This window comes from Pseudotabrizicola formosa (assembly GCF_002900965.1).
Taxonomy (GTDB): Bacteria; Pseudomonadota; Alphaproteobacteria; order Rhodobacterales; family Rhodobacteraceae; genus Pseudotabrizicola; species Pseudotabrizicola formosa.
The window spans coordinates 239,043-264,553 of the sequence record NZ_PJOM01000004.1; the positions used below are offsets into that span (position 1 = coordinate 239,043).

The following is a 25,511-nucleotide window of genomic DNA, read 5'->3' on the forward strand; positions in this document are numbered from 1 at the left end:
GGAAAGGCTCTTGCGGCCATGGGCGCAACTGGCTATAGACCCCCGCACACCGACGCGGTTCTCCCCGCGTCCTTTTGTTTGGGGCCTGGGGGAAATGCGGCTGTAGCGTGGGCGGTTAGCTCAGCGGTAGAGCACTACGTTGACATCGTAGTGGCCACTGGTTCGATCCCAGTACCGCCCACCATTCACCGCCCCCATGCTTGGGGGTCATTGTTTTCAACTGGCGCGTGATGCGCCGCGACCAAGGAAAGAGACGACCATGAAAGTCGCCAACTCGCTCCGTTCGCTGAAGACGCGTCACCGTGATTGCCAGGTCGTGCGCCGCAAGGGCCGCGTCTATGTGATCAACAAGACGCAAAAGCGCTATAAGGCCCGTCAGGGCTGATCTCGCGCGCAGCGACACCAGACAAAGGCCGCCACGGGAAACCGGGCGGCCTTTTTCCTTGTCTGCGGCGGGAGGCGTGATCAGGCTTGCACCCCGCAGCCCTGCGGCTAGGTGTGGGCCATGTTCCAGATGTCCAGATCACGAGGTCTTGCCACGCTTGTTGCCGCTGCCAGCCTGGGGTTGGCGATGGTGCTGGCCAATGGCATGCCGCCCCGCCCCGCAGATGTTTTGTGGGCGCTGGTGCCGATGGTGTTCGGGGCAGGTCTGGCACAGTGGCTGATGTTTCCGCTGTTTGCCCGCCGGGCGGGCGCGGTGGGGGTGGCGCTGGATCTGGCACTGTGGCTGGCGATGATCGGCCTGGCCGGGCTGGTCGCGGGCACGCTGGTGCTGCCGGGCGCGGGCACGATTCTGGGGCCGCTGGTCACGCTGTCGCTGCCGTTTCAGGCAGCGGGGGCGGCGCTGGTCTACGGGGTCGGTGCCGCGCTTGGACTGACGCTGATCCGACGGTCCAAAAGACCCGCCTAGCGCCGCCAAACCGCGCCGTGCCGCATGGGATGGATGGACAGTCATGCGCCCGCCGCCTAGACTCCGCTGATCCGACCGGAGGTCATGATGCCACTGCCACTTGCCCCGTTGTTGCCCTTTGCCCTGCGCCTTGGCGCGGTTGCGGCGCTTGGCTATGTTGCCCAACGCCTGATCCGGCGGTATGGGCAGGCCGGACGGACCGACCAGCGCGCAGAAGAGGCGCTGGATGATCTGGACGAGGGGCTTGCCTCGCACCGGCCGCGCGATGTGGCGGGTCAGCGCAACACCACCTTCCGCCTGCGCCGCACCTTTCAGATGGGCGGCAAGACCTATGAAATCGACGCGGCGGCCATGGCCCGCCTGCGCCTGCGGGAAATCGAATGAAGCTGTATCACTCCCCCACCTCGCCATATGTCCGCAAGATCCTGGTGCTGATGGCCGAAACCGGCCTGACCGGCATCGAGATGGTGACCGCCTCCGGCTCGCCCGTCGCGCCCGACGCCGGGGTGGTGGAGCAGAACCCGCTGGGCAAGATTCCGGCGCTGCAGCGCGACAATGGCCCCACCCTGTATGACAGCCGGGTGATCTGCCAGTTTCTGAACGCAGAGGCCGGCACCGCGCTTTACCCTGCCGCGCCGCTGTTGTGGGACACGCTGACGGTGGAAGCCACCGCCGATGGCATGCTGGATGCCGCCCTGCTGATGGTTTACGAGCAGCGCATCCGGCCGGAAGACAAGCGCTTTGACCCCTGGGTGGAGGGGCAGTGGAGCAAGATCAGCCGCGCGCTGGATGCGCTGGAAAGCCGCTGGATCGACCATCTCAACGGCACGCTGGACATGGGCCAGATCGCCACCGCCTGCGCGCTGGGCTATCTGGATTTCCGCCATGCTGACCGGCACTGGCGGATGAACCACCCGCTGCTTGCCGCCTGGGAGGCGGGTTTCGCCGCGCGCCCGTCGATGCAGGCCACCCGCCCGCCGGGCTGAGCGGTGCAAAGGGGCGTGGCAGATGGCCTTGGGACCGCAGCCTTGGGGTGCCGCGTCTTGTCGCAGGGTCTTGAACAGGGTCTGTGCCGCGACACCCTTAGACTGCTATAGCCGCGCCTTATCAGCCACAGGCAGAGAAATAACGGGTCAAACCGTATCACATGCGCTCTATTGTCCGCTGGACGCGGGGGCGTGCCTTGGCTAATAACCCGCTTGGCAGGGTCGTGGGCAACCACAGCCCTGAAATCTTTATGGGCCACAGACCCTGTGGTCTTGAAAGGGAGAATATCTCGTGTCCCACGCAGAAGACCACGCAGGCACCCGCAGGGATTTCCTGTATTACGCAACCGCCGGGGCCGGGGCAGTGGCCACCGGGGCCGCCGTCTGGCCGCTTGTGAACCAGATGAACCCTTCGGCTGACGTTCAGGCTCTGTCCTCGATCTTCGTCGATATTTCGGGCGTCGATGTCGGCACCCAGCTGACGGTGAAGTTTCTTGGCAAGCCGGTGTTCATCCGTCGCCGCAGCCCCGAAGAGATTGAGGCCGCCCGCGCCACCGCGCTGTCCGAACTGCCGGACCAGACCTCTGGCAACCCGAACAAGGCCGGCACGGACGCTGCGGATGAAAACCGCACGCTGGACGACGCCGGTGAATGGCTGGTGATGATCGGTGTCTGCACCCATCTGGGCTGCGTGCCGATCGGCGACGGGGCTGGCGATTTCGGCGGCTGGTTCTGCCCCTGCCACGGGTCACATTATGACCCGGCCGGGCGCATCCGCCGCGGGCCCGCGCCGCGCAACCTCGACATTCCGCTCGCGTCCTTCGTGGACGATTCAACGATCAGGCTGGGATAAGGACACAGAACCATGGCCGGAATTCCGCACGACCATTACGAGCCCAAGACAGGTGGAGAGAAGTGGCTGCACAAGCGCCTTCCCATCGCGGGGCTGATGTATGACACGCTGATGATCCCTACCCCCAAGAACCTCAACTGGATGTGGATCTGGGGCATCGTTCTGACCTTCTGCCTTGCGATGCAGATTGTGACCGGGATCGTCCTGGTGATGCATTACACCCCGCATGTCGACCACGCCTTTGCGAGCGTGGAACATATCATGCGCAACGTGAACGGCGGCCATATGCTGCGGTATCTGCATCAGAATGGCGCATCGCTGTTCTTCATTGCGGTCTATCTGCACATCTTCCGCGGCCTGTACTACGGGTCTTACAAGGCCCCGCGTGAGGTGACGTGGATCATCGGCATGCTGATCTACCTGGCCATGATGGCCACGGCTTTCATGGGCTATGTTCTGCCCTGGGGCCAGATGTCGTTCTGGGGGGCCACCGTGATCACCGGCCTGTTCGGCGCGATTCCGGGCATTGGCGAGCCGATCCAGACCTGGCTGCTTGGCGGTCCGGCGGTGGACAATGCCACGCTGAACCGGTTCTTCTCGCTGCATTACCTGCTGCCCTTCGTGATCGCGGCGCTGGTTGCGGTGCACATCTGGGCCTTCCACACCACTGGCAACAACAACCCGACCGGGGTTGAGGTGCGCCGCGGGTCCAAGGAAGAGGCAGAGCGGGACACCCTGCCGTTCTGGCCGTATTTCGTGATCAAGGATCTGTTCGCCCTTGCGGTGATCCTGGCGGTGTTCTTTGCGGTGGTCGGCTTCATGCCGAACTATCTGGGCCACCCCGACAACTATCTGGAAGCGAATGCGCTGGCGACGCCGGCCCATATCGTGCCGGAATGGTACTTCCTGCCATTCTACGCCATCCTGCGCGCCTTTACCGCCGATGTCTGGGTTGTGATTGCCGCCGAATGGATCACCTTCGGCATCGTTGACGCCAAGTTCTTCGGGGTTCTGGCCATGTTCGGGGCCATCGCGGTGATGGCACTGGCCCCTTGGCTGGACACGTCCTCGGTGCGCTCGGGCCGCTATCGCCCCATGTTCAAATGGTGGTTTGCCCTGCTCTGCGTCGACTTCATGGTGCTGATGTGGGTTGGCGCAATGCCAGCGGAAGAGCCCTATGCCACGATCTCACTGATCGCCTCGGCCTATTGGTTCGCGTATTTCCTTGTCATCCTGCCGCTGCTGGGTGTGATCGAAAAGCCGCTGCCACAGCCTGCGACCATCGAAGAAGACTTCAACGCCCATTACTCCCCGACGACCGGCGGCACCAAAACCGTCGCGGCTGAGTGAGAAAGGAACTGACTGACATGATCAGGAACATCGCACTCACTGCAACTGCTGCCCTTGCCCTTTCGGCAGGGGTTGCCTTGGCCGCCGGCGGCGCAGCGGAAATCACCGATTACGATTTCGCGCATGAAGGCCCGTTCGGCAGATTTGACCAGAACCAGCTGCAGCGTGGCCTTCAGGTCTATACCGAGGTTTGTGCCGCCTGCCACGGTCTGCAATACGTGCCGATCCGCAGCCTGTCCGATCCGGGCGGGCCAGAAATGCCGGAAGATCAGGTCCGCGCCTATGCCGCCCAGTATTCGGTGACAGATGCGGAAACCGGTGAAGACCGGGACGGCGTGCCGACTGACCATTTCCCGATGTCGGGATTTGAAGGTGCGCCCGACCTGTCGCTGATGACCAAGGCCCGCGCAGGGTTCCATGGTCCGTATGGCACTGGTATCAGCCAGTTCTTCAACGGCATCGGCGGGGCCGAGTATACCTACTCGATTCTGACCCATTACACCGAAGAAGAACCGGCCTGTGCGCCGGACGGGGTGGATGGGTTCTATTACAACTCCGCCTTCCCCAATGGCGGCGTGCCAGACAGCTGCAAGGACGAGCATGGCGTCTCGACCGTTCCCGGCAGCTGGATCTCGATGCCGAACCCGCTGAGCGATGATCTGGTGACCTATGCCGATGGCACGCCGGCCACCGTATCGAACATGGCGGCGGATGTGACGTCTTTCCTTGTCTGGGCAGCAGAGCCCAAGATGATGGCCCGCAAGGAAGCTGGCTTTAAGGCCGTGTTGTTCCTGATCGTGCTGTCAACCTTGCTTTATCTGACCAACAAGAAGATCTGGGCAAGTGTCAAAGGCAAGAAGACCGTTTGATCCGGTGATCTGACCACGCAAGAAACCCCGCTTCGGCGGGGTTTTTTCATGCGCTTATCCCAGATAGTCGCGCAAGGCCTGGGGCGGGTTGGCAAACAGCGCCGCCGTGTCCTGCGGGGGATGTGCCACGCCATTTGCCACCAGAACCGTCTGCCCGGCAAAGGCCAGCGCGTCTTGCGGGTCATGCGTGACCATCATCACCACTGCGCCGGTGTCCTTGGCCACCTCGGCCACAAGCGTCAGCATTTCGGCCTTGAGCGCCGGGCCAAGGGCGGCAAAGGGCTCGTCGAGCAGCAGCACAGGCCGGGCCCGCAACAGGGCCCGCGCCAAGGCGGCGCGCCCGATCTGCCCGCCCGAAAGCTGCGCCGGTTTGCGGGTGCCCATGCCTGCCAAGCCGACGCGGTCCAGCACCGATTCGACCTGCTGGATTTGCCCCGCCGACAGCCGCAGATCGGGACGCAGCCCCAGGCCAAGATTCTGCGACAGCGTCAGATGCGGAAACAGGTTCTGGTCCTGAAACAGAATCGTCACCGGCCGCGCGCCGGGGTCCATCGGCCCCAGGTCGGCCCCATGCCAAAGCACCTGCCCCGACTGCGGGGCAAGAAACCCGGCGACCGCCGACAGAAGGGTGGATTTCCCCGCCCCCGATGGCCCGATCACCGCCACCCGCGCCCCTGCGGGCAGCGACCAGTCCGCCGTCAGGCGGAACCCGTCAACCGCCAGCACCACCTTGTCAAATTGCAGCATGTCGGCGCCCCCATGTGTCAAACGCCCAGAACAGGCCAAAGCTGAGCCCCACAAGAATCAGCGCCGCCCCCGCCGCCGTTTCAAGGCGGTAGGCCGCCATCAAGCGTTGCACCACCAGCGGCAGGGTTGCGCTCTGATCAGAGGCAAACAAAGCGATGACCCCAAGATCACCCATCGACAAGGCTGCCGACACGCCCGCGCCAAAGCCCAGCGGCCGCGCCAGCCGGGGCAGGGCCACCAACCGCAACCATGCAAGGCCCCGCAGGTCCAGACTGGCGGACAGCCGCCCGTAATCCGCCTGCATGATCCGCGCCTCTGGCACCAGCAGCCGGTAGACAAAGGGCAGCGAGAGGGCGACATTCACCGCGACGGTGACAGGCAGGGCAAGCGTCGACGGTGCGGCGAAGGGTTGGACCAGCAGGAAAAGCCCGGTGCCCAGCACCAGACCTGAGCTCGCCAGGGGCAGCAAGGCCACCGCGTCCATGAGGCCCGCACCGCGCCCGGATTTTGTGACCGCCAAAGCCAGGATCAGGGCGGCCGGCACCGTCAGCGCGGTTGATGCCAGCGCCACTGCGACCGATCGTGACGCCCCCTGCCAGACTGCGGGCGGCAGATCAGACAGGCCGGGCAGGCCGCGCAGCCCGATCGCCGCCAGTGGCAGCAAGAGAAACAGCGCCGCGCCGCCAATGGCGAGCGTATCGGCCAGCATCAAACGCACACCGCGCACCCGCAACAGCGGCGCGCGGCCCAGCCCTGCCCCGAATCCCGGTGTGGCGACCGCATGCCAGACCACAGCCGCCACCAGCGCACAAAGCGCGACCTGCACGCCTGACAGCATCGCAGCCCGGCCAAGATCAAAATCGAATCGCACCGCCTGATAGATGGCCAGCTCTACCGTGGTGGCTTTTGGCCCGCCGCCCAGGGTCAGGGCGACGGCAAAACTGGTCAGGCAGAGCACAAAAATCACCGCGAAGGCCCCCGGCAGGACCGCCCGAAGCATCGGCCTTTCCAGATGCCGCGAAACCTGTGCCGGTGCAAAGCCCAAGGACTGTGCCAGCCGGAACCGCTCTGCCGGAATCGCCTGCCAGCCCTGCAGACACATTCGCACAGCCAGGGGCAGGTTCAGGAAGACATGGGCCAGAATCACCCCCGGCGCGCCGTACACCGAGAGCGGGGCCAGACCAAGGCCTGCCAGCCCCTGATTGATCAGCCCTGACCGGCCAAACACCGCGATCAACCCCATCACCGCCACGATGGTTGGCAACAGGAACGGCGCGCCCATCAGCGTGATCAGCGCACCACGCCCCAAGAACTGCCGCCGCGCCAGGGCGCGGGCCACCGGCACCGCCAGAAGGCAGGACAAGGCCGCTGACAAGAGCGCCTGCCACAGCGTGAACCACAGCGCCTGCCCGTCACCCTGGGCGAGCGCGGGCCAGGCACCCGCGCGCCACAGCACCGCGGCCAGCGGCAGCAGGACAAGCGTCGCGACCCAGGCCGCGACGGCTGCAGCGGTTATTGCGACAGCGCGGCGCGCCATTCTTCAACCGCCTCCACCCGAAGGGCTTCGGCCTCGGTTTCTGACAGGAACAACACCTTTTCCGGCAGCGGCAGGTCAGCCCAGCCTTCGGGCCAGTCGGCCTGCGGCAGGGCGGCGGGCAGGGACCAGTTTGCGGCTGGAATCACCTTCTGAAACTCGGGCGTCAGCACCCAGGCCATGAACCTGTCTGCCAGTTCGGGCTGATCGGTTCCGGCAATCTTGCCCACGGTTTCGGCCATGAAATAGTGGCCTTCCGGAAAGAGCGCGGCCCTCTTGGTCTGATCCTCCTCGGCCATGATGTGATAGGCGGGGGAGGTGGTGTAGCTGAGCACCATATCCGCCTCGCCAGAGGTGAACAGGCCATAGCTTTCCGACCAGTCTTTGGTGACAGTCAGGATATGCGGGGCCAGATCGGCCCAGAATGCCCCGGCCTGATCTGCATAAACCGCCTTGACCCACAGCACCAAAGCCAGACCGGAGATCGAGGTGCGGGGGTCTTGAATCACCACCGTCACCCCGTCGGGCAGGGTGCGCATCGCGTCCAGCGTGGCGGGGGGCGCGTCCATCCGTGTGGTGTCATAGATGAACGCGGTATGGCCCCAGTTGAACGGCACAAAAGTGTCATCCGGCCAGTCCACCGGCACGGTCAGCGCCGACAGATCCTGCCCGTGCGGGGCAAACAAACCGGACTCTCGCGCCCGCGCCAGTACATCGGTGGAGAGCCCGATCACCACATCGGCCTGCGTGCGCTCGCCTTCCAGCATCAGCCGGGGCAGCAAGTCGCCGGTGGAGAATTGCAGGTCACAGCCGCAGAAGGCTTCGAACCCCGATTCGATGGCCGGACCCGGCCCCCATTCCGAGGTGAAATAATCGCCCGCATAAACGGTCAGGACAGGCGTTTGTGCAGGCGCGGCAAAGGCGATGCAGCAAAGGCCAGTCGCAAGGATCGAAGTTTTCATGTCTTCCTCCAAATGCGACGGAACAGGTCGGGCTTGGAGGTCATCCTTCGCACCTTCCCTCCGCCGGTATGATCCGGTTCAGGTTCAACGGGTCCGCTTGCGCATCTCAGCCAGACGGAAAAACCGCTTGGCACCCCGAGGTGAAAACAAAGATAAGGCGTGCCCCGGCGGGCGCAAGCACAATCGCCAGGTCTTCAATCGCCGGTCAAAAGCGCCGCCAGCCCCTCACGGTAGGTGGGATAGAGCAGCCGCACCCCAAGCTCATCCTTGATGCGGTCGTTTCGCACCCGTTTGGACTCGGCATAAAAGCTGCGCGCCATTGGCGTCATCTCGGCCTGGTCAAAGGGAATGGCGGGAGGGTCGGGCAGGCCCAAGAGCGCCGCGGCATGCGACAGCACGTCTTCTGGCGGCGCGGGTTCATCGTCGCAGACGTTGTAAGCGGCACCGGGATTCGGTCGGGCGATCGACGCGGCCAGCACTTGGGCGATATCGTCCACATGGGTGCGGCTGAAAAACTGCCCGGGCTTGATGATCCGCCGGGCGGTGCCATCGCGTACCTTTTCGAACGGGCCGCGACCGGGGCCATAGATGCCCGCCAGCCGGAAGATGTGCACCGGCAATCCGGTGCCTTGCCATTGCTCCTCTGCCATGACCCGCTGCGTGCCGCGCGGGCTGTTTGGCGTCAGTGCTGTCGTCTCATCCACCCATCCGCCCTGATGGTTACCGTAAACCCCGGTGGTGGACAGATAGCCGACCCACTGGGGCCTTGCATCGGCGATGCCGGGCCAGGCTTGCAGGAAGGGATCGCCCGCTGCATCGGGTGCGGCTGAGGCAAGGATATGTGTGGCCCGCGCCAAGGCTGGCGCAAGGTCGCCCGGCCAGAGCAGCGGCGTGATCCCTCGCGCCCGAAGGCCCGCGGCTTTTTCCGGAGCCCGGGTGGTGCCGATGACGCTCCAGCCCTGCGGGATCAGCAGGCGGGCAAGGGCATCGGCGCTGTAGCCATGGCCAAGGGAAAGCAATGTGTTCATGCGCTCCACTATGGCGCGCCCTGCGCCGGCTGCAAGTCACTTGATCACATCCGGACCACCGGGCATGCTGCGGCCATGACCGATCTGAACGCCGCCTTCGCCCTGACCAGCCCCGAAGACTGCGCCCGGCTTTATGCCGATTGGGCGGCAAGCTATGACGCGGGCTTTGCCGCCGGGCTGGATTACCGCCTGCCCGCCCATGTTGCGGCGGCCTTCCTGTCGCATGGCGGCCGCGGGCCGGTGCTGGATATCGGCGCGGGCACCGGTCTGCTGGCCGGGGAACTGCGCAAGATGGGATTTGCGGGTGACATGGATGCCGTCGATCTGTCCCCTCATATGCTGGATGCGGCCCGTGCCAAGGGGCTCTACCGCCAACTGTGGCAGGCTGATATTACGCAAAGCCTGTCGCTTGACGGGCCTTATGCGGGTCTCGTGTCTTCGGGCACCTTCACCCATGGCCATGTCGGACCCGCTGCCCTGGCGCAACTGGAAACCCAGGCCGCGCCCGGAGCATTGATTGCGCTGTCCATCAATCAGGGCGTCTACCGCAGCATGGGGTTTGACGCCGCTCTGGCGCAGCGGCCCGGCGTGACGCTGCTTGAGGTGCCGATCTACGGCCCGGCAGCGGCAGAAAAAGACCCCGCGCATGCGGCACAGCGCGGGTTGATTGCCCTGTGGCGGCACGGCGGCGCCGCGGGATGACCCTGCACGCTCAATCCGGTTGCAGCATATAGCCCTCGCCGCGCACCGTTTGCAGGTAGCGTGGCTGCTTGGGGTCATCCTCGATCTTGCGGCGCAGGCGGGTGATCTGCACATCGACCGCGCGCTCCTGCGCGGCATCATCGCGGCCCAGATCGGCCACCAGCTTTTCCCGGCTGATGGCATGGCCGGGATGCGCCGAGAACAGCCGCATCAGCGCGGCTTCGGTCGCGGTCAGCCGCACCGGATCTGGCCCGCGCCACAACTCGCCCCGGTCCATGTCATAGCGCACCGGGCCAAGATGCAGCACCTTGGGGGCCGCATCGGCCCGCACCACCGGCACCCGGCGCAGGATGGCGTTGATCCGCAAGAGCAACTCTTTCGGCTCGAAGGGTTTGCCAAGGTAGTCATCGGCCCCGGCCTCGAACCCTTCGATCCGGCTGGCCGTTTCGCCCTTGGCGGTCAGCAGCAGGATCGGCGTCTGCATCCGCTGGCGCAGGTCTCGGGTGAGGGTGATGCCATCCTCGCCCGGCATCATCACATCAAGCACGATCATGTCAAATTCCAGCCCGCCCAAAAGCCGGCGGGCCTGCGCGGCATCGCGCGCGACCGAGACCAGAAAGCCATTGCGGATCAGGAACTTCTGCAACAGCCCCCGGATACGCTCGTCATCATCGACAACCAGCAGATGCGCGTCACCTTGCGTCATGCGCCGCTCTCCTTCAATCCTTGGTATTGCCGGCGCAGTTCCGGGTCCATCATCGCCTCCAGCACCTGCCGGAAGCCCGCCACCGCCTGCGGCCCTGCCGCCCGGTAGGCTGCCCGCATCCGCGCGCGTTGGGCATCCGACAGCATACGCTCCAGCTCTTGCCCCTTGGCGGTCAGGTGCAGATGCCGCTCGCGCTTGTCGCGCCGCCCGACCCGCGCCTCGACCAGACCTTCCTCGATCAGGGTGCGCAACACCCGGTTCAGCGATTGCTTGGTCACGCCCAGAATGGTCAACAGGTTGGACACTGTGGTGCCGGGGCTGCGATGGATGAAATGCACCGCGCGATGATGGGCGCGGCCATAATCCATGCCTTCCAAAATGCGGTCGGGGTCGGCTGTAAAGCCGCGATAGGCAAAGAACATGGCTTCGATGCCCTTGCGCAGCTGCTCGTCGGTCAGAAACAGCAGGTTTTCACCGCTGGGCGTCTGATCTGCCATGACTCGCCTCCCTCGCGCTGACGGTTTGGTGATGCCAGCATCCTGACGCTGAAGTTACGTCAGCCTTGTTGACTTTCCAAGTCCTGACTGATAGCCCGCCTACGGCTTTGCGCAAGATTGTGTCCGAAACGGACCAGTGTTGTGCAACATTGTGAAGAAAGAGGGCATCATGGCAGGCTATGACGATCGTGACGGGTTCATCTGGATGGATGGCAAGCTGGTGGACTGGCGCGATGCCAATGTCCATATCCTGACCCATGCCATGCATTACGCCTCTGCCGTGTTCGAGGGTGAGCGATGCTATAACGGCAAGATCTTCAAGTCGCGCGAGCATTCGGAACGGCTGCGCACATCGGGCGCGTTGCTGGATATGGAGCTGCCTTGGTCGGTGGATGAGATTGTGGCCGCCAAGGATGCCGTGCTGAAGGCCAACAACCTGACCGACGCCTATGTGCGCGCCCTGGCCTGGCGCGGGGCCGGGGAAGATATGGGCGTCGCCGCCAAGCGCAACCCGATCCGCATGGCGGTGGCGGTCTGGTCCTGGGGCAACTACTATGGTGACGCCAAGTTCAGAGGGGCGAAACTCGACATCGCCAAGTGGAAACGCCCGTCACCCGACACCATCCCGCATGCGGCCAAGGCGGCGGGGCTCTACATGATCTGCACCATGTCGAAACACGCGGCCGAGGCGAAGGGCTGTTCGGACGCCATGATGTTTGATTATCGCGGCTATGTGGCAGAGGCGACGGGGGCCAATATCTTCTTCGTCAAGGACGGCGAAGTTCATACCCCGATTCCGGATGCGATCCTGAACGGCATTACGCGCCAGACCGTGATCGGCATGCTGCAAGACATGGGCATCCCGGTGATCGAACGCCGGATCGAGGCAGCGGAGCTTGAGTCGTTCCAGCAATGCTTCCTGACCGGCACCGCAGCGGAGGTGACTCCGGTGGGCCAGATCGGCGACTATAATTTCGAGGTTGGTGCGCTGTGCAAGCAGGTGTCGCTGGATTACGAGGCGCTGGTGCGGGCCTGATGTGTGAACGGGCACCCTTGGGTGCCCGTTCGTCCTTATGCCGTCCGCCCCCGGGCGATGCGCAGGAAGTGCGTCAGGCGTGACGCGCTGGCAGGGGCGCGGCTGCTGTGGAACACCTCGCGTTTGCTGCGTGCCAGTCGCAGGAACTGCGCGGTCTTGCTGCCAGTGCTTGGCGCGCGGGTGTCGGCCAGATGGCGGCCCTTCGGGTCACGTTGCATGCTGTCCTCCGTGGATGTTTCGGCTGTTCACCCTACCCCAGAATCACCGCAAGACCAAACGCCCGCGCCAGGACGCGGGCGTGGGACAGGCGCAAACCGGCTCAGGCCAGTTCGGTTTCCACGTCGATATTGCCCTTGGTCGCATTAGAATAAGGGCAGATGAAATGGCCGCGTTCGACCATTTTCTCGGCCACCGATTTCTCGACCCCCGGCAGCTTAACCACCAGTTTCACCTTCAGGCCAAAGCCGCCATCACTGCGCGGGCCGATGCCGACATGGGCGTTGACCGTCGCATCTTCCGGCACCGTTCCCAGCTTTTCAGAGCTCGCCGCAAAGCGCATCGCGCCCAGATAGCAGGCGGCATAGCCGATGGCGAACAACTCTTCAGGGTTGTGGCCCGCACCGTTGCCGCCCAGTTCCTTGGGGCTGGTCATGGTGACGGTCAGCTTGCCATCGGCCAGTTTGGCCAAGCCATTGCGGCCGCCGCCGGTGGCCTGAGCTTCGGTCCAGTATTTCGGATCAACGGACATCTGATTTCCCTTCGTTTGCGATTAAATCGTATGCGATACATATAGCCGAGTCGCCCCCTGACGTCAACCCGCTTGCGATTTAATCGCACACGACTATATTGCCCGGATGACACTCGCCCTGCCTGACATGATCTGCTTTGCCCTGTATTCGGCCACCCATGCGATGCAGCATGTCTACAAGCCGCTGCTGGATGATCTGGGGCTGACCTATCCGCAGTATCTGGTGCTGACGGCGCTGTGGGAGCAGGACAAGCAGACCGTCGGCGCACTTGGCCGTCAGGTACAGCTGGACTCGAACACGCTGACCCCGCTGCTGAAACGGCTGGAAGAGCGGGGCGTGGTGACCCGCACCCGCGACGACCGGGATGAGCGTCAGGTCAACATCACGCTCACCGACGCGGGCCGCGCGCTGCAGGGCCGCGCCGCGCATATTCCGGCCTGCGTGCTGGAGAAATCGGGGCTGTCACTGGAGGATCTGACCCGGCTGCGTGACCAGATCACCACGCTGCGCGACCATCTGCGCGGGGCCTAAAGCCGCGCCACAGCCCACTGCGCGGCATCCGCCACCGTGGCATCGGCGTCATCGCACAGAGCCTGCGCCACAGCCCGCAAGGACGCATCGCCGGAATTGCCGATGGCATAGAGCACATTGCGCACAAAGCGCCCGCGCCCGATGCGTTTGATCGGGCTGCCGGCAAAGCGGGCCCGGAACGCCGCGTCGTCCAGTAGCGCCAGCTCTGCCAGGGGCGGCGCGCCATGACGCGGGGCATAGCCGATGTCGCGTGCCGCCTTGGCAAATTTGTTCCACGGGCAGACCGCCAGACAATCGTCGCAACCATAGATCCGGTTGCCCATCAGGGGGCGCAGATCCGCGTCCACCGGGCCGGAATGTTCGATCGTGAGGTAAGAAATGCAGCGTCGGGCATCCAGCTGATAGGGAGCGGGAAAGGCCCCGGTGGGGCAAATGTCCAGGCAAGCGGTGCAAGACCCGCAATGGCTGACCTCGGATGCGTCCGGGGCCAGATCCAGCGTGGTGAAGATTGCGCCCAGGAAAAACCAGTTTCCCAGATCGCGGCTGAGCACATTGGTGTGTTTGCCCTGCCATCCCAGACCGGCCGCCTGCGCCAGCGGCTTTTCCATCACCGGGGCGGTATCGACAAATACCTTGATCTCGCAGCCAGCCTGATCAACCAGCCAGCGTCCCAGCCGCTTCAGCCGCCGCTTGACGAGATCATGGTAATCCTTGCCCTGGGCATAAACCGAGATCACGCCCCGGTCGTGCAGGTTAAGCAACGGCAGAGGAGTCTCCTCGGGCGCATAGCTTTCGGCCAGCATGATCACTGACCGCGCCTGCGGCCAAAGAGCCGTAGGATCGCCGCGCCACCCCATCCGCTCGGCCATCCAGCCCATCTGCCCGTGTCGCCCCTGCGCCACAAAGGCCGCCAGCCGCTCTGCGGCCTGCGGAATGGCGTTTGGGGTTGTCACCCGCATGGCCGAAAACCCCTCCTCAAGGGCGCGGGCATGCAGGCGGGATTTCAGGTCATCGGTCATCGCGGGCAGCATAGCGGGGTGCTGCGCCAAGGGCCACGCCCACCTGCTGCGGGGCACATGCAACCCACCCCTTCATTCCCGCCCCGATTTCCCCTAAACCAGCCGCAAAGGGGAGACCGCCATGAGCCTGAACACCTTCGGCCACCTGTTCCGCGTGACCACCTGGGGCGAAAGCCATGGCCCGGCCATCGGCTGCACGGTTGATGGCTGCCCGCCGGGGATTGCCCTCACCGAAGCCGATATCCAGCCCTGGCTGGACAAGCGCAAGCCGGGCCAGAACAAGTTCACCACCCAGCGCAAAGAGCCTGATGAGGTGCGGATTCTGTCGGGCGTCTTTGAGGGCCGCACCACCGGCACGGCGATTCAGCTGATGATCGAGAACACCGACCAGCGGTCCAAGGATTACGGCGACATTGCGCAGGCCTTCCGTCCCGGCCATGCCGACATCACCTATCACCAGAAATACGGCCACCGCGATTATCGCGGCGGCGGGCGGTCTTCGGCGCGTGAAACGGCTGCCCGGGTGGCTGCAGGCGGGGTGGCCCGGGCCGCCCTTGCGGCGCTGCTGCCGGGAATGCGGATCACCGGTTACATGGTGCAGATGGGGCCGCACGCGATTGACCGCAGCCGGGTCGACCTGAACATCGTCGGCGACAATCCGTTCTGGTGCCCAGACCCTGTGGCTGCAACGGACTGGGCGGCCTTTCTGGACGCGTTGCGCCTGTCGCACAATTCCGTCGGCGCGGTCATCGAGGTGATTGCCGAAGGGGTGCCGCCCGGCCTTGGCGCGCCGCTTTATGGCAAGCTGGACAGTGATCTGGCCAGTGCGATGATGAGCATCAATGCCGTGAAGGCGGTGGAAATCGGGGACGGCATGGCCGCTGCAACGCTGACCGGTGTGGACAATGCGGATGAGATTCGCATGGGGCCGAACGGGCCGGAGTTCCTGTCAAACCACGCGGGCGGCATTCTGGGCGGTATTTCCACCGGCCAACCGGTGATCTGCCGCTTTGCGGTAAAGCCCACGTCCAGCATCCTGACGCCGCGCCAGACCATCAATCAGCGCGGCGAGGAGATCGACCTGATCACCAAGGGCCGCCACGATCCTTGTGTCGGCATCCGCGCCGTGCCGGTGGGCGAGGCGATGATGGCCTGCGTGCTGCTGGACCACCTGCTGCTGGACCGTGGCCAGACCGGCGGCCTGCGCGGCATTCTGGGCTAGGTCAGGACGCCAGCCCCGCCGTGGTCGGCTTGAGCGGTGCGGGCAGGGTCACTTTGGCGACCAGACGTTTCAGATCAGACAGGCGCATTGCCATTCTCCCTTTGTCGATACGTCTGATCATGCTGTGTCTGCTGATCACGCGCCAGAAAAGGCTGCGTGAGATTTGTTTCAGACGTGTCTGACCCGCGAATGACAAAAGGGCGCCCTTCTGGGCGCCCTTGCAAAAGCGTAGGTGTCAGCCGTCCTGAAAAATCAGGCGTTGACACTGTCTTTCAAAGCCTTGGCGATGGCGAACTTGACCTGCTTGTCGGCTGGCTTGGTCATGGTTTCACCGGTTGCCGGGTTGCGCACCTGACGCTCTGGCCGGGCCTTGCAGGCAACCTTGCCCAGACCGGGCAGCGTGACCGCGCCACCGGCGGCCACTTCACGGGTTACCACATCGATGATGGCATCCAGTGCCGAACCCGCGGTTTTCTTGTCGGAGCCCATCGTCTCTGCGATCGCGGCAACGAGCTGGGTTTTGGTCATCGGTTTCGTCGTCATGTTCTTCTTCCTTATTGCAGGCCGCCATCGGACGGGCCGGATATGGGGTTGGCCGTTACCGGCGACGGGTTCCGCTACACAGGGTTTTGCTGCGCAAATCAAGCCCAAACCGTGTGGCAGGGTTTAAAATGAGCGGTTATAGGAAGGCGGTCTCTTCAAAGCTGCGCAACTTCCGGCTGTGGATACGCTCGATCGGCATCAGGCGAAGACGCTCCATCGCGCGGATACCAATCTGCAGATGGCGGCTCACCTGCGTCTTGTAAAAGTCGCTGGCCATCCCGGGCAGCTTCAGTTCGCCATGCAAAGGTTTGTCCGAGACGCAGAGCAAGGTGCCGTATGGCACGCGAAAGCGAAAGCCGTTGGCCGCGATGGTGGCGCTTTCCATATCCAGCGCGATGGCGCGTGATTGGCTCAACCGTTTGACCGGGCCGGACTGGTCGCGCAGCTCCCAGTTGCGGTTGTCGATGGTGGCGACGGTGCCGGTGCGCATGATGCGTTTGAGTTCATAGCCTTCCAGCTGCGTGACCTCGGCCACCGCTTCCTGCAACGCGATCTGAATCTCGGCCAGCGCCGGGATCGGCACCCAGACCGGCAGGTCATCGTCCAGCACATGGTCTTCGCGCAAGTACGCGTGGGCCAACACAAAATCGCCCAATGACTGGCTGTTGCGCAGGCCTGCGCAGTGGCCGACCATCAGCCAGGCATGTGGGCGCAGCACGGCGATGTGGTCGGTGGCGGTCTTGGCGTTTGACGGGCCGACCCCGATATTGACCAGCGTGATGCCCTGCCCATCGGCGCGTTTCAGGTGGTAGGTCGGCATCTGCGGCAGCTTGGTCACCACCTGCAATTCGCCATCCGGCGTGGTGATGATCTGGTTGCCGGTGGCGACGAAGGCGGTGTAGCCCTGTGACGGATCGGCCAGCATTTTCCGGGCGTGGCTTTCGAATTCATCCACATAAAACTGATAGTTCGTGAACAAGACGTGGTTCTGGAAATGCTGCGGATCGGTCGCGGTGTAATGCGCCAGACGCGCCAGCGAGTAATCCACGCGCTGGGCGGTAAAGGGGGCCAGCGGCATGGAGCCATCGGCATTTTCCGTGCGCTGGCCATTGACGATGTCATCATTGGTGGTGGCCAGATCCGGCACGTCGAACACGTCGCGCAGGCTGAAATCCAGCACGCCTTCTTGCGGCACAGAGACGGCAGGATTGCCCGCAACGGCGAAATGTACCGGGATGGGGGTTTCGGACGGGCCGATCTGCACGGCGATGCCGTGGTTTTCCATCAAGAGGGAAAGCTGTTGAATCAAGTAGTTGCGGAACAGATCCGGGCGGGTGACGGTGGTGGAATAGACCCCGGGGGTGGCAACATAGCCAAAGGCAAGCCGCGAGTCGGTCTTGGTGTGGCTGGTGACCCGGATGCGGATTTCGGGGTAGAAGGCGCGGATGCGGGTCTGGGGTTTGCCGCGTGTCACCGTGGCGCTGAAGGTATCGGCCAGATAGGCGGTGGCGGCAAAATACAGCTCTTCCAGCCGGTCAACGGCGGCGGCGGGATCGGTGAAGTCCTGCGCGGCGGGCAGGTCTGGCGTCTGGGGTGTGAAACCGTCTTGCATAACATCTCTCGTCAAATGATCCGGCATATAAGCCGACAGACGGGGGGTCGTGCAAGTGACGCGTTCATGACGCGCCGGAGGGGCGCGTTGAGGGTATGATCTGCGTCTGGTTTCGGTATGGCGCGCGTATGGCTTGCGTCATGACGTTGGTGCGCTGCCGCAAGGGCCGCGCCCGTCAGCGCGGGGGCAGTTCGGCCAGCACGCGGCGGGCGGCTTCGGCCGGGTCTTGCGCCTGCCAGACCGGGCGGCCGACGACGATGTGATCGGCCCCGTCGGCAATGGCCTGCGCCGGGGTGGCGATGCGCTTCTGGTCGCCGCTGGCGCTGCCGGTGGGGCGGATGCCGGGGGTGACGATCAGCTTGCCTGCCGCCTCGGGCAGGGCGCGGATGGCGGCGGCCTCTTGCGGGCTGGCGATGACGCCATCGGCCCCTGCGGCCAGCGCGCGGGCGGCGCGGTCGAGCGTGATGGCATGGATGTCGCCCGGCTTGATGCAGTTGTCATCCAGATCGTTGCGGTCGAGCGAGGTGAGGATGGTCACGGCGAGGATCTTGAGGCCGGTGCCGCCCTTGCCCTCTTGGGCCGCGCGCACCACCTGCGGGTCGCCGTGCACGGTGAGGAAGTCGAGATCATATTGCGCGATGCCGCGCACTGCCGCCTCGATGGTGGCACCGATATCGAACAGCTTCATGTCGAGAAAGATGCGTTTGCCGTGTTCCTGCTTCAGCTCATTGGCCAGCGCAAAGCCGCCCCCCGTGAGCATGCCAAGGCCGATCTTGTAGAAGCTGGCGGCGTCGCCGATGCGCGCGGCAAGGTCGAGCCCCTGCACGACATTGGGGACATCAAGCGCCACGATCAGGCGATCATCGGACATGGCAGGCTCCTTTTGATGGGTTCCAAGCGTCTTGCGGTGGTGGGCAACTGCTGTCAAGCCATGGCCGAGAGCAAGAGGGGGCGCGCGATGATCCTGTGCTTTGACATCGGCGGGTCGCGGATCAAGGCGGCCGTGGCCGAGGCGGGTCGCCTTGACCCTCTGGGCGATTGCCCGACGCCGGGGCAGGACTTTGACGCGTTTCTGGCCGCGCTGGCGGGGTTTGCCGCGGGCCATGCGCTGCGCGGCGTGGCGATTTCCATCGCCGGGGTGGTGGCACCCGAGACCGGGCGGATCACGGTGGCCAACATTCCCTGTGCCGATGGCCGGGCGCTGGCGGAGGAGATTTCCGCCGCATTGCGCTTGCCGGTGCTGGTGCTGAATGACGCCGATTGCTTTGCGCTGGCCGAGGCGCGGCAGGGCGCGGGGCGCGGGCATCGCAGCGTGTTTGGCGTGATTCTGGGCACGGGGGTGGGCGGCGGTCTGGTGATCGACGGGCGGCTGGTGCAGGGCGCGGGCGGTTATGCCGGGGAATGGGGGCATGGCCCTGTTGTGGCCGCGCCGTGGGATTTGCCCTGCGGCTGCGGGTTGCGCGGCTGTGTCGATGCCGTGGGTGGGGCGCGGGGGCTGGAAAAGCTGCATGCCGGATTGCATGGCGGGGCGCAGCCGGCGACCGCCATCCTTGCGGATTGGGGCAGGGGCGCGGCACCGGCCGGGCAGACCGTCGCGCTGTGGCTGAACCTGATTGCGCCGCCGCTGGCGCTGGTGGTCAATGTGCTGGGGGCCTCGGTGCTGCCGGTCGGCGGCGGGTTGTCGAATGTGCCTGCGCTGCTGTCGGCGCTGGACCGGCGGGTGCGGGCTGCCATTTTGCGCCCAACTGATATACCGCTGATTGTGCCCGCCCTGTGCCGCCCCGAACCGGGGCTGATCGGGGCGGCCGAAGCCGGGTTGGAGGCCTTTGGGTGATGAGCATTCTGGTCGAGGTCTGTGTTGACACCACCGAAGGGCTGGCGGAAGCCGTGCGTGGCGGGGCCGGGCGGATCGAGCTGTGTTCGGCGCTGGATCTGGGCGGGCTGACGCCATCGGTGGGCATGATGCGCCGGGCAGCGGGGGTTGGCGTGCCGATCCATGCGATGATCCGGCCCCGGCCCGGCGATTTTGTCTGGTCGCCGGATGAGATTGCGCTGATGGAGACGGATATCGAGGCGGCCCGCAGCGCGGGGTTGCAGGGTGTGGTGCTGGGTGCCAGCCGGCCCGACGGGCGGCTGGACACCGATGTGCTGGGCCTGCTGATCGCGCGGGCCGGGAAGATGCGGCTGACGCTGAACCGCTGCTTCGATCTGGTGCCGGATTTTGCCGAGGCCTTGGAGCAGGCCGTTGATCTGGGCTTTCACCGGGTGCTGACCAGCGGCGGAGAACGCCGCGCGGCCGAGGGCGCGGACCGTCTGGCCAGTCTGATCGCGCAGGCGCAGCGACGGGTCATCATCATGCCGGGCGGCGGCATTTCCGCTGAAACACTGGCCCCGTTCAAGGGGTTGCCGCTGCGCGAGGTGCATGCCTCCTGTTCGGCCCCGGTGCTGGCCTCGGGGCCGGTGGTGGATTTCGGCTTTGCGCCACGGATCGGGCGGCGGACCGATGGCGCCCGCCTGCGCGATCTGTGCGCGGCACTGGCAGATCTGGCGCTGCGCTAGCGCGTGGCTTGACGCAAGGCCCCGAAACGCGGAGCCTTGGGGGCAGGGACAAAGAACAGGGCAGGTATGGAGATCAGCATTACATTCGACCGGCCGGAGGAGGGGCCGCATGCGGGCCCGCTGACGGTGGGCTGGTTTCTGACCTCGGACAAAGGGGCGGTGCTTTATGATGCGCCCGAGCGCATCCTGTTCCGCCAGACCAACAAGGCCCATGCCAAGAGTGCCAGCCGCTGCCCGGCGGTGAGTCAGATGGAGAGCCGGTATTTCATGGTGAAATGCCCGTTCGACCTGCATCTGGGATTTCGGCGCGATGACAAGGGCAAGGCGGTTCTGGTCAACCGCCTTGGCACCGCCAGCCCGGTGCGGGGCAACAAGCTGGCCGATCTGCTGACGCTGGTGAACGAGGCCGAATGGCGCTACCCGGACCGGCCCACGGTGCAGCTGATGCTGCCCTATTGTTTCATCGCCGATGAGATGTGCTATGTCACCCAGCTTGGCCCCTTTGCGCATTACCGCAAGGACCCGCTGCCCGGCACGATCTTTGGCGGGCGGTTTGCGCTGAACGTCTGGCCGCGCCCGTTGATGTGGGCGTTTGAGTGGCATGAGCCGGAGAAGGACATTGTGCTGAAACGCGGCGAGCCGCTGTTTTACTGCCAGTTCGAGGGCGCAGATCCCAGCCGCCCGGTGCAGATGGTGGAGGCGGAGCGGACGCCGGAGCTGGCGGCTTACCTCGAAAAGATCAGTGGCGTGGTGAATTACGTCAACCAGACCTTTGGCCTGCTGAAGGCGGCCGAGGCGATGCGCCCGCCGCGGTTGCTGACGCCCAAGGTGCGGGAATGAGATCGTCGCTGGAGATCTGGGATGTCGCACGGGGAGAGCCGCGCGTGGTGTTGCAGACCGAGCGGCATATCGAGGCGCCGAACTGGTCGCCCTGTGGCGGCTATCTGCTGGTGAACGGGGAAGGTGGGCTGTTCCGGGTGCCGCTGGAGGCGCCCGCCTTGCAGGCGATTGATCTGGATGGCGTGGGGCGGCTGAACAACGACCATGGCATTTCGCCCGATGGCAAGACATGGGTGTTTTCCAGCCACCATCGCGGCATCGGGTCGGAAATCTATCTGGTGGCGGCGGGGGGCGGTGTGCCGCGCCGGGTGTCGCCCCAGGCCCCGAGCTGGTGGCATGGCTGGTCGCCGGACGGGGAGGCGCTGACCTATGTGGCGGCGCGGGATGGCTCGGTGATTGATGTCTACACCCTGCCGGTGCAGGGCGGGGTGGAGCTGCGGCTGACCAAGGGCGAGGGGCATTGTGACGGGCCGGATTACAGCCCGGATGGTTCCTCGATCTATTATAACTGCGACCGCGACGGCCATGCGCAGATCTGGGTGATGGCGGCGGACGGGTCTGGGCAGCGCAAGCTGTTTGCCGATGGGTTCGTGAACTGGTTCCCGCACCCGTCGCCTTGCGGGCGCCATGTGATCTATCTGGCCTATCCGCCCGGCACCACGGGCCACCCGGCAGACCTGCCGGTGGCGATCTGCCGGATGGACCCGGATGGCGGCAACCGCGTGCGGCTGTTTGAGATCAATGGCGGGCAGGGCACGATGAATGTGCCGAACTGGGCCCCGGATGGCAGTGCCTTTGCCTATATGCGCTATGCGCTGCCGGGTTAGGGCTGATGATCGGCTTCGGGGGCCAGATTTTCAGATTTTAGCGGCTTTGGCGTCGTTACCGTGCCGTCATTTGCCCAGACCGCGATATGGCGCGGGTCGCCCCAGACCGAGACATGCACCTCTGGCCCCATGCCAGGTGCGGTCAGGTGTTCGGGCGTCAGGCCAACGATCCGCACCCGCAACAGCTCGCCGCGTTCGACCGCCGGGGCGATCAGGCTGCTGGCCTGCGGGCCGAGCACGCCGATCAGGACGGTGACGGTCCGCGGAATGACCCCCAGAAAGCGCCGGCTCAGCCGGGCAAAGACGCCCACGCGCCCATCGGGCAGAAGGTGCAGTTCGGCTTCGCTGCCGATCGACAGGCCGGTGCGGGCGACATGCACGGCGATGTCGCGTACGGCGGCCTTGTGGATCAGCGGTTGCAACAGATCATTCATGACGGGGCCTTTCACGGCAGGGGCGGTGCGGCTGCTCTCGCCCGCCTGTTCTTTGCCCTGTTGTCCGCAGCCATGCCGCTGGCCGCAACCCGTTGCGGCGCGGCCCGGCCTGGGGTGACCTGTTCCCGCCGATATGGCCGCCTGCCGTCGGCGGAAAGGCACTGCCGCGCAGGCTGGGGCCGTGCCCTGCCATTGACGCCTGTGACGGCGGGCCGATTCGCGGGTGGATGATGAATTTGCACCGCAGCCTTGTGGCAATCTTGCATCAAGCCCTGTGGCATCCCATGTCTTGTCTGAGGCCGAAGTTCCGCGTGCCACTGTTGGGCGCGGACGAGCGGTGCCAACATAGGAGAATGACCGATGAACCTGGAAAAGTTCACGGAGCGGTCGCGTGGGTTTTTGCAAGCCGCGCAGACGATTGCCATGCGCGAAAGCCATCAGCGCCTGACGGCGGAACACCTGCTGAAAGCCATCATGGATGATGATCAGGGCATGGCTGCCAATCTGATCCGCCGTGCGGGCGGTGAGCCGTCTCGGGTGATCGAGGCGGTGGACGCTGCGCTGAAAAAGCTGCCGCGCGTGTCGGGTGATGCCCAGCCCTTTACCGATGCGTCGCTGGTGAAGGTGCTGGATGAGGCGGAAAAGCTGGCGAAAAAGGCTGGTGACACTTTCGTGCCGGTGGAACGCATCCTGATGGGTTTTGCCATGGTGCCGGGGGCGGCCAAGACCTGCCTTGAGGCCGGGGCAGTGACGCCGCAAAAGCTGAACGCCGCGATCAATGACATCCGCAAGGGGCGCACCGCCGATACGGCGAGCGCCGAGCAGGGCTATGACGCGCTGAAGAAATATGCGCGGGATCTGACCGAGGCGGCAAGCGAGGGCAAGATCGACCCGATCATCGGGCGGGATGAAGAGATCCGCCGCACCATGCAGGTGCTATCGCGCCGCACCAAGAACAACCCGGTGCTGATCGGCGAGCCGGGCGTGGGGAAAACCGCGATTGCCGAAGGTCTGGCCCTGCGTATCATCGATGGTGACGTGCCGGAGTCCTTGCGCAACAAGAAGCTGATGGCGCTGGACATGGGCGCGCTGATTGCCGGGGCCAAGTATCGCGGTGAGTTCGAGGAACGGCTGAAAGCCGTACTGAGTGAGGTCACGGCGGCTGAGGGCGAGATCATCCTGTTCATCGACGAGATGCACACGCTGGTCGGCGCAGGCAAATCCGATGGCGCGATGGATGCGGCCAACCTGATCAAGCCTGCCCTTGCGCGGGGGGAATTGCATTGCGTGGGGGCCACCACGCTGGATGAATACCGCAAATATGTGGAAAAGGACGCAGCCCTTGCCCGCCGGTTCCAGCCGGTGATGGTGAATGAGCCGACGGTGGAGGATACGATTTCTATCCTGCGCGGGATCAAGGAAAAGTACGAGCTGCACCACGGCGTGCGGATTTCCGACTCGGCCTTGGTGGCGGCGGCGACGCTGTCGCACCGCTATATCACTGACCGCTTCCTGCCCGACAAGGCGATCGACCTGGTGGATGAGGCCGCCAGCCGGTTGCGGATGGAAGTGGATTCAAAGCCCGAAGAGCTGGACCAGCTGGACCGGCAGATCCTGCAATTGCAGATCGAATCCGAAGCGCTGAAGAAGGAAGACGATGCCGCCAGCCGGGACCGGTTGGAAAAACTGGAAAAGGAACTGGCTGATCTGAAAGAGCAGTCTGACTCGATGACCGCGAAATGGCAGGCCGAGCGGGATTCGCTGGAGGCGGCGCGCGATCTGAAAGAGCATCTGGACCGGGCGCGGGCCGAATTGGAGCAGGCCAAGCGCGAGGGCGATTTCGCCAAGGCCGGTGAGCTGCAATACGGCACGATTCCGGGGCTGGAGAAATCGCTGGCCGAGGCCGAGGCGCGGGAAGGCGATGCGCTGGTGTCGGAAGCCGTGCGGCCCGAGCAGATTGCCGAGGTTGTGGAACGCTGGACCGGGATTCCCACCACCAAGATGCTGGAAGGCGAGCGCGAAAAGCTGCTGCGGATGGAGGAAGAGCTGGGCAAGCGGGTGATCGGCCAGCAAACGGCGCTGACCGCCGTGGCCAATGCCGTGCGCCGGGCGCGGGCGGGGCTGAACGATGAGAACCGGCCGCTGGGGTCTTTCCTGTTCCTTGGGCCGACGGGCGTGGGGAAAACCGAGCTGACCAAGGCGGTGGCGGAGTATCTGTTTGATGATGACTCGGCCATGGTCCGCATTGATATGTCGGAGTTCATGGAGAAACACGCGGTCAGCCGGTTGATCGGCGCGCCGCCCGGCTATGTCGGCTATGATGAGGGCGGTGTGCTGACCGAAGCGGTGCGGCGCCGCCCCTATCAGGTGGTGCTGTTCGACGAGGTGGAAAAGGCGCACCCGGATGTGTTCAACGTGCTGTTGCAGGTGCTGGATGATGGGGTGCTGACCGACGGGCAGGGCCGGACGGTGGATTTCAAGCAGACGCTGATCGTGCTGACCAGCAACCTCGGCGCGCGGGCGCTGTCGGAACTGCCGGACGGGGCGGATCAGGCGGGCGCTCGCGCCGAGGTGATGGAGGCGGTGCGCCAGCACTTCCGGCCGGAGTTCCTCAACCGGCTGGACGAGCAGGTGATCTTTGACCGGCTGAACCGCGCCGATATGGCGGGGATCGTGCTGATCCAGATGAAGCGGCTGGAGCGGCGGCTGGCGGGGCGCAAGATCACGCTGGAACTGGACGATGCCGCGCGGGCCTGGCTGGCCGAGGAAGGCTATGACCCGGTGTTCGGGGCGCGGCCGCTGAAGCGGGTGATCCAGCGGCACCTGCAGGACCCGCTGGCCGAGATGATCCTGTCGGGCGACGTGCTGGACGGGTCCACCGTGGTGGTGGGGGCCGGGCCGGACGGGCTGATCATCGGCGACCGGGTCAGCGCCAGCCGCCGGGTGCGGCCGGTGGAGGCTGTGGTTCACTGACCCTGCCCGGGGTCGCACAGAC

General features: G+C 64.9%; 29 protein-coding genes, 1 tRNA gene and 1 riboswitch. Of the genes, 17 read left to right on the plus strand and 13 right to left on the minus strand.

Annotation, left to right across the window (positions count from 1 at the left end):
• Positions 1-109: 109 nt before the first annotated feature.
• From CXR43_RS15085 to CXR43_RS15120, 8 genes are all read left to right on the plus strand, one after another.
• Positions 110-184, plus strand: a tRNA-Val gene (locus CXR43_RS15085).
• A gap of 75 nt (positions 185-259) precedes the next feature.
• The gene (gene ykgO, locus CXR43_RS15090) at positions 260-385 is read left to right on the plus strand and encodes a type B 50S ribosomal protein L36 (RefSeq protein WP_023666132.1); all 126 of its coding nucleotides are present in this window, start codon (positions 260-262) and stop codon (positions 383-385) included.
• A gap of 120 nt (positions 386-505) precedes the next feature.
• Positions 506-910, plus strand: coding sequence for a hypothetical protein (locus CXR43_RS15095; RefSeq protein ID WP_103335266.1), 405 nt, complete (start codon positions 506-508; stop codon positions 908-910).
• An 87-nt stretch (positions 911-997) separates the two neighbouring features.
• Positions 998-1,294 (plus strand): hypothetical protein, encoded by a 297-nt coding sequence (locus CXR43_RS15100; protein WP_103335414.1) that lies wholly within the window; start codon positions 998-1,000, stop codon positions 1,292-1,294.
• On the plus strand, positions 1,291-1,896 hold the full coding sequence (locus tag CXR43_RS15105) for a glutathione S-transferase (protein WP_103335268.1): 606 nt from the start codon (positions 1,291-1,293) through the stop codon (positions 1,894-1,896). Before CXR43_RS15100 ends, CXR43_RS15105 begins: the two co-directional genes overlap by 4 nt.
• Positions 1,897-2,188: 292 nt before the next feature.
• Positions 2,189-2,749 (plus strand): ubiquinol-cytochrome c reductase iron-sulfur subunit, encoded by a 561-nt coding sequence (gene petA / locus CXR43_RS15110; protein WP_103335270.1) that lies wholly within the window; start codon positions 2,189-2,191, stop codon positions 2,747-2,749.
• Between the two features lie 12 nt (positions 2,750-2,761).
• On the plus strand, positions 2,762-4,099 hold the full coding sequence (gene petB, locus CXR43_RS15115; RefSeq protein ID WP_103335273.1) for a cytochrome b: 1,338 nt from the start codon (positions 2,762-2,764) through the stop codon (positions 4,097-4,099).
• Positions 4,100-4,116: 17 nt separating this feature from the next.
• Positions 4,117-4,968: a cytochrome c1 gene (locus CXR43_RS15120; protein ID WP_103335275.1), complete on the plus strand. Its 852-nt coding sequence runs from the start codon at positions 4,117-4,119 to the stop codon at positions 4,966-4,968.
• Between the two features lie 54 nt (positions 4,969-5,022).
• On the opposite strand, the gene CXR43_RS15125 is transcribed toward CXR43_RS15120, so the two are convergent.
• The 4 genes from CXR43_RS15125 to CXR43_RS15140 all read right to left on the minus strand — a co-directional run bounded on the left by CXR43_RS15125 (position 5,023) and on the right by CXR43_RS15140 (position 9,239).
• Positions 5,023-5,715: a thiamine ABC transporter ATP-binding protein gene (locus CXR43_RS15125; protein ID WP_103335278.1), complete on the minus strand. Its 693-nt coding sequence runs from the start codon at positions 5,713-5,715 to the stop codon at positions 5,023-5,025.
• Positions 5,702-7,252 (minus strand): ABC transporter permease family protein, encoded by a 1,551-nt coding sequence (locus CXR43_RS15130; RefSeq protein ID WP_103335280.1) that lies wholly within the window; start codon positions 7,250-7,252, stop codon positions 5,702-5,704. Before CXR43_RS15130 ends, CXR43_RS15125 begins: the two co-directional genes overlap by 14 nt.
• Complete coding sequence (locus CXR43_RS15135) at positions 7,228-8,211, minus strand: thiamine ABC transporter substrate-binding protein (RefSeq protein ID WP_103335283.1); 984 nt, start codon at positions 8,209-8,211, stop codon at positions 7,228-7,230. The genes CXR43_RS15130 and CXR43_RS15135 overlap by 25 nt, the downstream gene beginning before the upstream one ends.
• Before the next feature lie 38 nt (positions 8,212-8,249).
• Positions 8,250-8,359: riboswitch (TPP riboswitch) on the minus strand.
• Positions 8,360-8,405: 46 nt separating this feature from the next.
• Positions 8,406-9,239 carry an SDR family oxidoreductase gene (locus CXR43_RS15140; protein WP_103335285.1) on the minus strand — a complete coding sequence of 278 codons (834 nt, stop codon included), beginning with the start codon at positions 9,237-9,239 and terminating at the stop codon, positions 8,406-8,408.
• Positions 9,240-9,314: 75 nt separating this feature from the next.
• On the opposite strand from CXR43_RS15140, the gene CXR43_RS15145 reads away from it, so the two are divergent.
• Positions 9,315-9,941, plus strand: coding sequence for a class I SAM-dependent DNA methyltransferase (locus tag CXR43_RS15145; protein ID WP_103335417.1), 627 nt, complete (start codon positions 9,315-9,317; stop codon positions 9,939-9,941).
• Positions 9,942-9,951: 10 nt separating this feature from the next.
• On the opposite strand, the gene CXR43_RS15150 is transcribed toward CXR43_RS15145, so the two are convergent.
• Together CXR43_RS15150 and CXR43_RS15155 are read right to left on the minus strand one after the other, a co-directional pair.
• Positions 9,952-10,647 carry a response regulator gene (locus CXR43_RS15150; RefSeq protein ID WP_103335288.1) on the minus strand — a complete coding sequence of 232 codons (696 nt, stop codon included), beginning with the start codon at positions 10,645-10,647 and terminating at the stop codon, positions 9,952-9,954.
• Positions 10,644-11,144, minus strand: a complete 501-nt coding sequence (locus CXR43_RS15155; RefSeq protein ID WP_103335291.1) for a MarR family winged helix-turn-helix transcriptional regulator — start codon at positions 11,142-11,144, stop codon at positions 10,644-10,646. The genes CXR43_RS15150 and CXR43_RS15155 overlap by 4 nt, the downstream gene beginning before the upstream one ends.
• A gap of 169 nt (positions 11,145-11,313) precedes the next feature.
• On the opposite strand from CXR43_RS15155, the gene CXR43_RS15160 reads away from it, so the two are divergent.
• The gene (locus CXR43_RS15160; protein ID WP_103335419.1) at positions 11,314-12,180 is read left to right on the plus strand and encodes a branched-chain amino acid aminotransferase; all 867 of its coding nucleotides are present in this window, start codon (positions 11,314-11,316) and stop codon (positions 12,178-12,180) included.
• Positions 12,181-12,215: 35 nt separating this feature from the next.
• On the opposite strand, the gene CXR43_RS15165 is transcribed toward CXR43_RS15160, so the two are convergent.
• A complete protein-coding gene (locus tag CXR43_RS15165; RefSeq protein ID WP_103335294.1) occupies positions 12,216-12,398 on the minus strand; it encodes a hypothetical protein in 183 nt (60 codons plus the stop codon).
• 101 nt (positions 12,399-12,499) lie between these two features.
• On the minus strand, positions 12,500-12,928 hold the full coding sequence (locus tag CXR43_RS15170; RefSeq protein ID WP_103335296.1) for an organic hydroperoxide resistance protein: 429 nt from the start codon (positions 12,926-12,928) through the stop codon (positions 12,500-12,502).
• Between the two features lie 106 nt (positions 12,929-13,034).
• On the opposite strand from CXR43_RS15170, the gene CXR43_RS15175 reads away from it, so the two are divergent.
• On the plus strand, positions 13,035-13,460 hold the full coding sequence (locus tag CXR43_RS15175; RefSeq protein WP_103335299.1) for a MarR family winged helix-turn-helix transcriptional regulator: 426 nt from the start codon (positions 13,035-13,037) through the stop codon (positions 13,458-13,460).
• Here the strand turns inward: CXR43_RS15175 and queG are convergent.
• Positions 13,457-14,491, minus strand: coding sequence for a tRNA epoxyqueuosine(34) reductase QueG (gene queG, locus CXR43_RS15180; RefSeq protein ID WP_246831409.1), 1,035 nt, complete (start codon positions 14,489-14,491; stop codon positions 13,457-13,459). The two genes, CXR43_RS15175 and queG, sit on opposite strands and share 4 nt — an antisense overlap.
• Positions 14,492-14,600: 109 nt before the next feature.
• Between queG and aroC the strand changes: the two genes are divergently transcribed.
• A complete protein-coding gene (gene aroC, locus CXR43_RS15185; protein ID WP_103335302.1) occupies positions 14,601-15,701 on the plus strand; it encodes a chorismate synthase in 1,101 nt (366 codons plus the stop codon).
• Between the two features lie 252 nt (positions 15,702-15,953).
• On the opposite strand, the gene CXR43_RS15190 is transcribed toward aroC, so the two are convergent.
• The 3 genes from CXR43_RS15190 to pyrF form a co-directional block, all read right to left on the minus strand.
• A complete protein-coding gene (locus tag CXR43_RS15190; RefSeq protein ID WP_103335305.1) occupies positions 15,954-16,244 on the minus strand; it encodes an HU family DNA-binding protein in 291 nt (96 codons plus the stop codon).
• 136 nt (positions 16,245-16,380) lie between these two features.
• On the minus strand, positions 16,381-17,856 hold the full coding sequence (locus CXR43_RS15195) for an AMP nucleosidase (RefSeq protein WP_103335307.1): 1,476 nt from the start codon (positions 17,854-17,856) through the stop codon (positions 16,381-16,383).
• Positions 17,857-18,031: 175 nt separating this feature from the next.
• Positions 18,032-18,727: an orotidine-5'-phosphate decarboxylase gene (gene pyrF, locus CXR43_RS15200; RefSeq protein ID WP_103335310.1), complete on the minus strand. Its 696-nt coding sequence runs from the start codon at positions 18,725-18,727 to the stop codon at positions 18,032-18,034.
• A gap of 15 nt (positions 18,728-18,742) precedes the next feature.
• Here pyrF and CXR43_RS15205 point away from each other — a divergent pair, with 15 nt between their 5' ends.
• The 4 genes from CXR43_RS15205 to CXR43_RS15220 all read left to right on the plus strand — a co-directional run bounded on the left by CXR43_RS15205 (position 18,743) and on the right by CXR43_RS15220 (position 22,082).
• Positions 18,743-19,690 (plus strand): ROK family protein, encoded by a 948-nt coding sequence (locus CXR43_RS15205; RefSeq protein ID WP_246831410.1) that lies wholly within the window; start codon positions 18,743-18,745, stop codon positions 19,688-19,690.
• Complete coding sequence (locus tag CXR43_RS15210) at positions 19,690-20,415, plus strand: copper homeostasis protein CutC (RefSeq protein WP_210402103.1); 726 nt, start codon at positions 19,690-19,692, stop codon at positions 20,413-20,415. Before CXR43_RS15205 ends, CXR43_RS15210 begins: the two co-directional genes overlap by 1 nt.
• 66 nt (positions 20,416-20,481) lie before the next feature.
• Positions 20,482-21,255, plus strand: a complete 774-nt coding sequence (locus CXR43_RS15215) for a hypothetical protein (RefSeq protein WP_103335314.1) — start codon at positions 20,482-20,484, stop codon at positions 21,253-21,255.
• Entirely contained in the window at positions 21,252-22,082 is an 831-nt protein-coding gene (locus CXR43_RS15220) for a TolB family protein (RefSeq protein ID WP_103335316.1), read from the plus strand. The genes CXR43_RS15215 and CXR43_RS15220 overlap by 4 nt, the downstream gene beginning before the upstream one ends.
• Here CXR43_RS15220 and CXR43_RS15225 read toward each other — a convergent pair.
• Positions 22,079-22,516 carry a hypothetical protein gene (locus tag CXR43_RS15225; RefSeq protein ID WP_103335319.1) on the minus strand — a complete coding sequence of 146 codons (438 nt, stop codon included), beginning with the start codon at positions 22,514-22,516 and terminating at the stop codon, positions 22,079-22,081. The genes CXR43_RS15220 and CXR43_RS15225 overlap by 4 nt on opposite strands.
• Positions 22,517-22,876: 360 nt before the next feature.
• Between CXR43_RS15225 and clpB the strand changes: the two genes are divergently transcribed.
• Positions 22,877-25,489 carry an ATP-dependent chaperone ClpB gene (gene clpB / locus CXR43_RS15230; RefSeq protein WP_103335321.1) on the plus strand — a complete coding sequence of 871 codons (2,613 nt, stop codon included), beginning with the start codon at positions 22,877-22,879 and terminating at the stop codon, positions 25,487-25,489.
• Positions 25,490-25,511: the final 22 nt, after the last annotated feature.

Coding starts and splice junctions, on each gene's coding strand:
- CXR43_RS15130 (WP_103335280.1), bottom strand. CDS start 7,252: ATGGCGCGCCGCGCTGTCGCAATAACCGCTGCAGCCGTCGCGGCCTGG.
- CXR43_RS15105 (WP_103335268.1), top strand. CDS start 1,291: ATGAAGCTGTATCACTCCCCCACCTCGCCATATGTCCGCAAGATCCTG.
- CXR43_RS15145 (WP_103335417.1), top strand. CDS start 9,315: ATGACCGATCTGAACGCCGCCTTCGCCCTGACCAGCCCCGAAGACTGC.
- CXR43_RS15150 (WP_103335288.1), bottom strand. CDS start 10,647: ATGACGCAAGGTGACGCGCATCTGCTGGTTGTCGATGATGACGAGCGT.
- CXR43_RS15140 (WP_103335285.1), bottom strand. CDS start 9,239: ATGAACACATTGCTTTCCCTTGGCCATGGCTACAGCGCCGATGCCCTT.
- queG (WP_246831409.1), bottom strand. CDS start 14,491: ATGCTGCCCGCGATGACCGATGACCTGAAATCCCGCCTGCATGCCCGC.
- clpB (WP_103335321.1), top strand. CDS start 22,877: ATGAACCTGGAAAAGTTCACGGAGCGGTCGCGTGGGTTTTTGCAAGCC.
- pyrF (WP_103335310.1), bottom strand. CDS start 18,727: ATGTCCGATGATCGCCTGATCGTGGCGCTTGATGTCCCCAATGTCGTG.
- CXR43_RS15165 (WP_103335294.1), bottom strand. CDS start 12,398: ATGCAACGTGACCCGAAGGGCCGCCATCTGGCCGACACCCGCGCGCCA.
- CXR43_RS15125 (WP_103335278.1), bottom strand. CDS start 5,715: ATGCTGCAATTTGACAAGGTGGTGCTGGCGGTTGACGGGTTCCGCCTG.
- CXR43_RS15135 (WP_103335283.1), bottom strand. CDS start 8,211: ATGAAAACTTCGATCCTTGCGACTGGCCTTTGCTGCATCGCCTTTGCC.
- CXR43_RS15100 (WP_103335414.1), top strand. CDS start 998: ATGCCACTGCCACTTGCCCCGTTGTTGCCCTTTGCCCTGCGCCTTGGC.
- CXR43_RS15195 (WP_103335307.1), bottom strand. CDS start 17,856: ATGCAAGACGGTTTCACACCCCAGACGCCAGACCTGCCCGCCGCGCAG.
- CXR43_RS15155 (WP_103335291.1), bottom strand. CDS start 11,144: ATGGCAGATCAGACGCCCAGCGGTGAAAACCTGCTGTTTCTGACCGAC.
- CXR43_RS15170 (WP_103335296.1), bottom strand. CDS start 12,928: ATGTCCGTTGATCCGAAATACTGGACCGAAGCTCAGGCCACCGGCGGC.
- ykgO (WP_023666132.1), top strand. CDS start 260: ATGAAAGTCGCCAACTCGCTCCGTTCGCTGAAGACGCGTCACCGTGAT.
- petB (WP_103335273.1), top strand. CDS start 2,762: ATGGCCGGAATTCCGCACGACCATTACGAGCCCAAGACAGGTGGAGAG.
- CXR43_RS15205 (WP_246831410.1), top strand. CDS start 18,743: ATGGGTTCCAAGCGTCTTGCGGTGGTGGGCAACTGCTGTCAAGCCATG.
- CXR43_RS15120 (WP_103335275.1), top strand. CDS start 4,117: ATGATCAGGAACATCGCACTCACTGCAACTGCTGCCCTTGCCCTTTCG.
- CXR43_RS15210 (WP_210402103.1), top strand. CDS start 19,690: ATGAGCATTCTGGTCGAGGTCTGTGTTGACACCACCGAAGGGCTGGCG.
- CXR43_RS15220 (WP_103335316.1), top strand. CDS start 21,252: ATGAGATCGTCGCTGGAGATCTGGGATGTCGCACGGGGAGAGCCGCGC.
- CXR43_RS15095 (WP_103335266.1), top strand. CDS start 506: ATGTTCCAGATGTCCAGATCACGAGGTCTTGCCACGCTTGTTGCCGCT.
- CXR43_RS15160 (WP_103335419.1), top strand. CDS start 11,314: ATGGCAGGCTATGACGATCGTGACGGGTTCATCTGGATGGATGGCAAG.
- CXR43_RS15225 (WP_103335319.1), bottom strand. CDS start 22,516: ATGAATGATCTGTTGCAACCGCTGATCCACAAGGCCGCCGTACGCGAC.
- CXR43_RS15215 (WP_103335314.1), top strand. CDS start 20,482: ATGGAGATCAGCATTACATTCGACCGGCCGGAGGAGGGGCCGCATGCG.
- aroC (WP_103335302.1), top strand. CDS start 14,601: ATGAGCCTGAACACCTTCGGCCACCTGTTCCGCGTGACCACCTGGGGC.
- CXR43_RS15175 (WP_103335299.1), top strand. CDS start 13,035: ATGACACTCGCCCTGCCTGACATGATCTGCTTTGCCCTGTATTCGGCC.
- CXR43_RS15190 (WP_103335305.1), bottom strand. CDS start 16,244: ATGACGACGAAACCGATGACCAAAACCCAGCTCGTTGCCGCGATCGCA.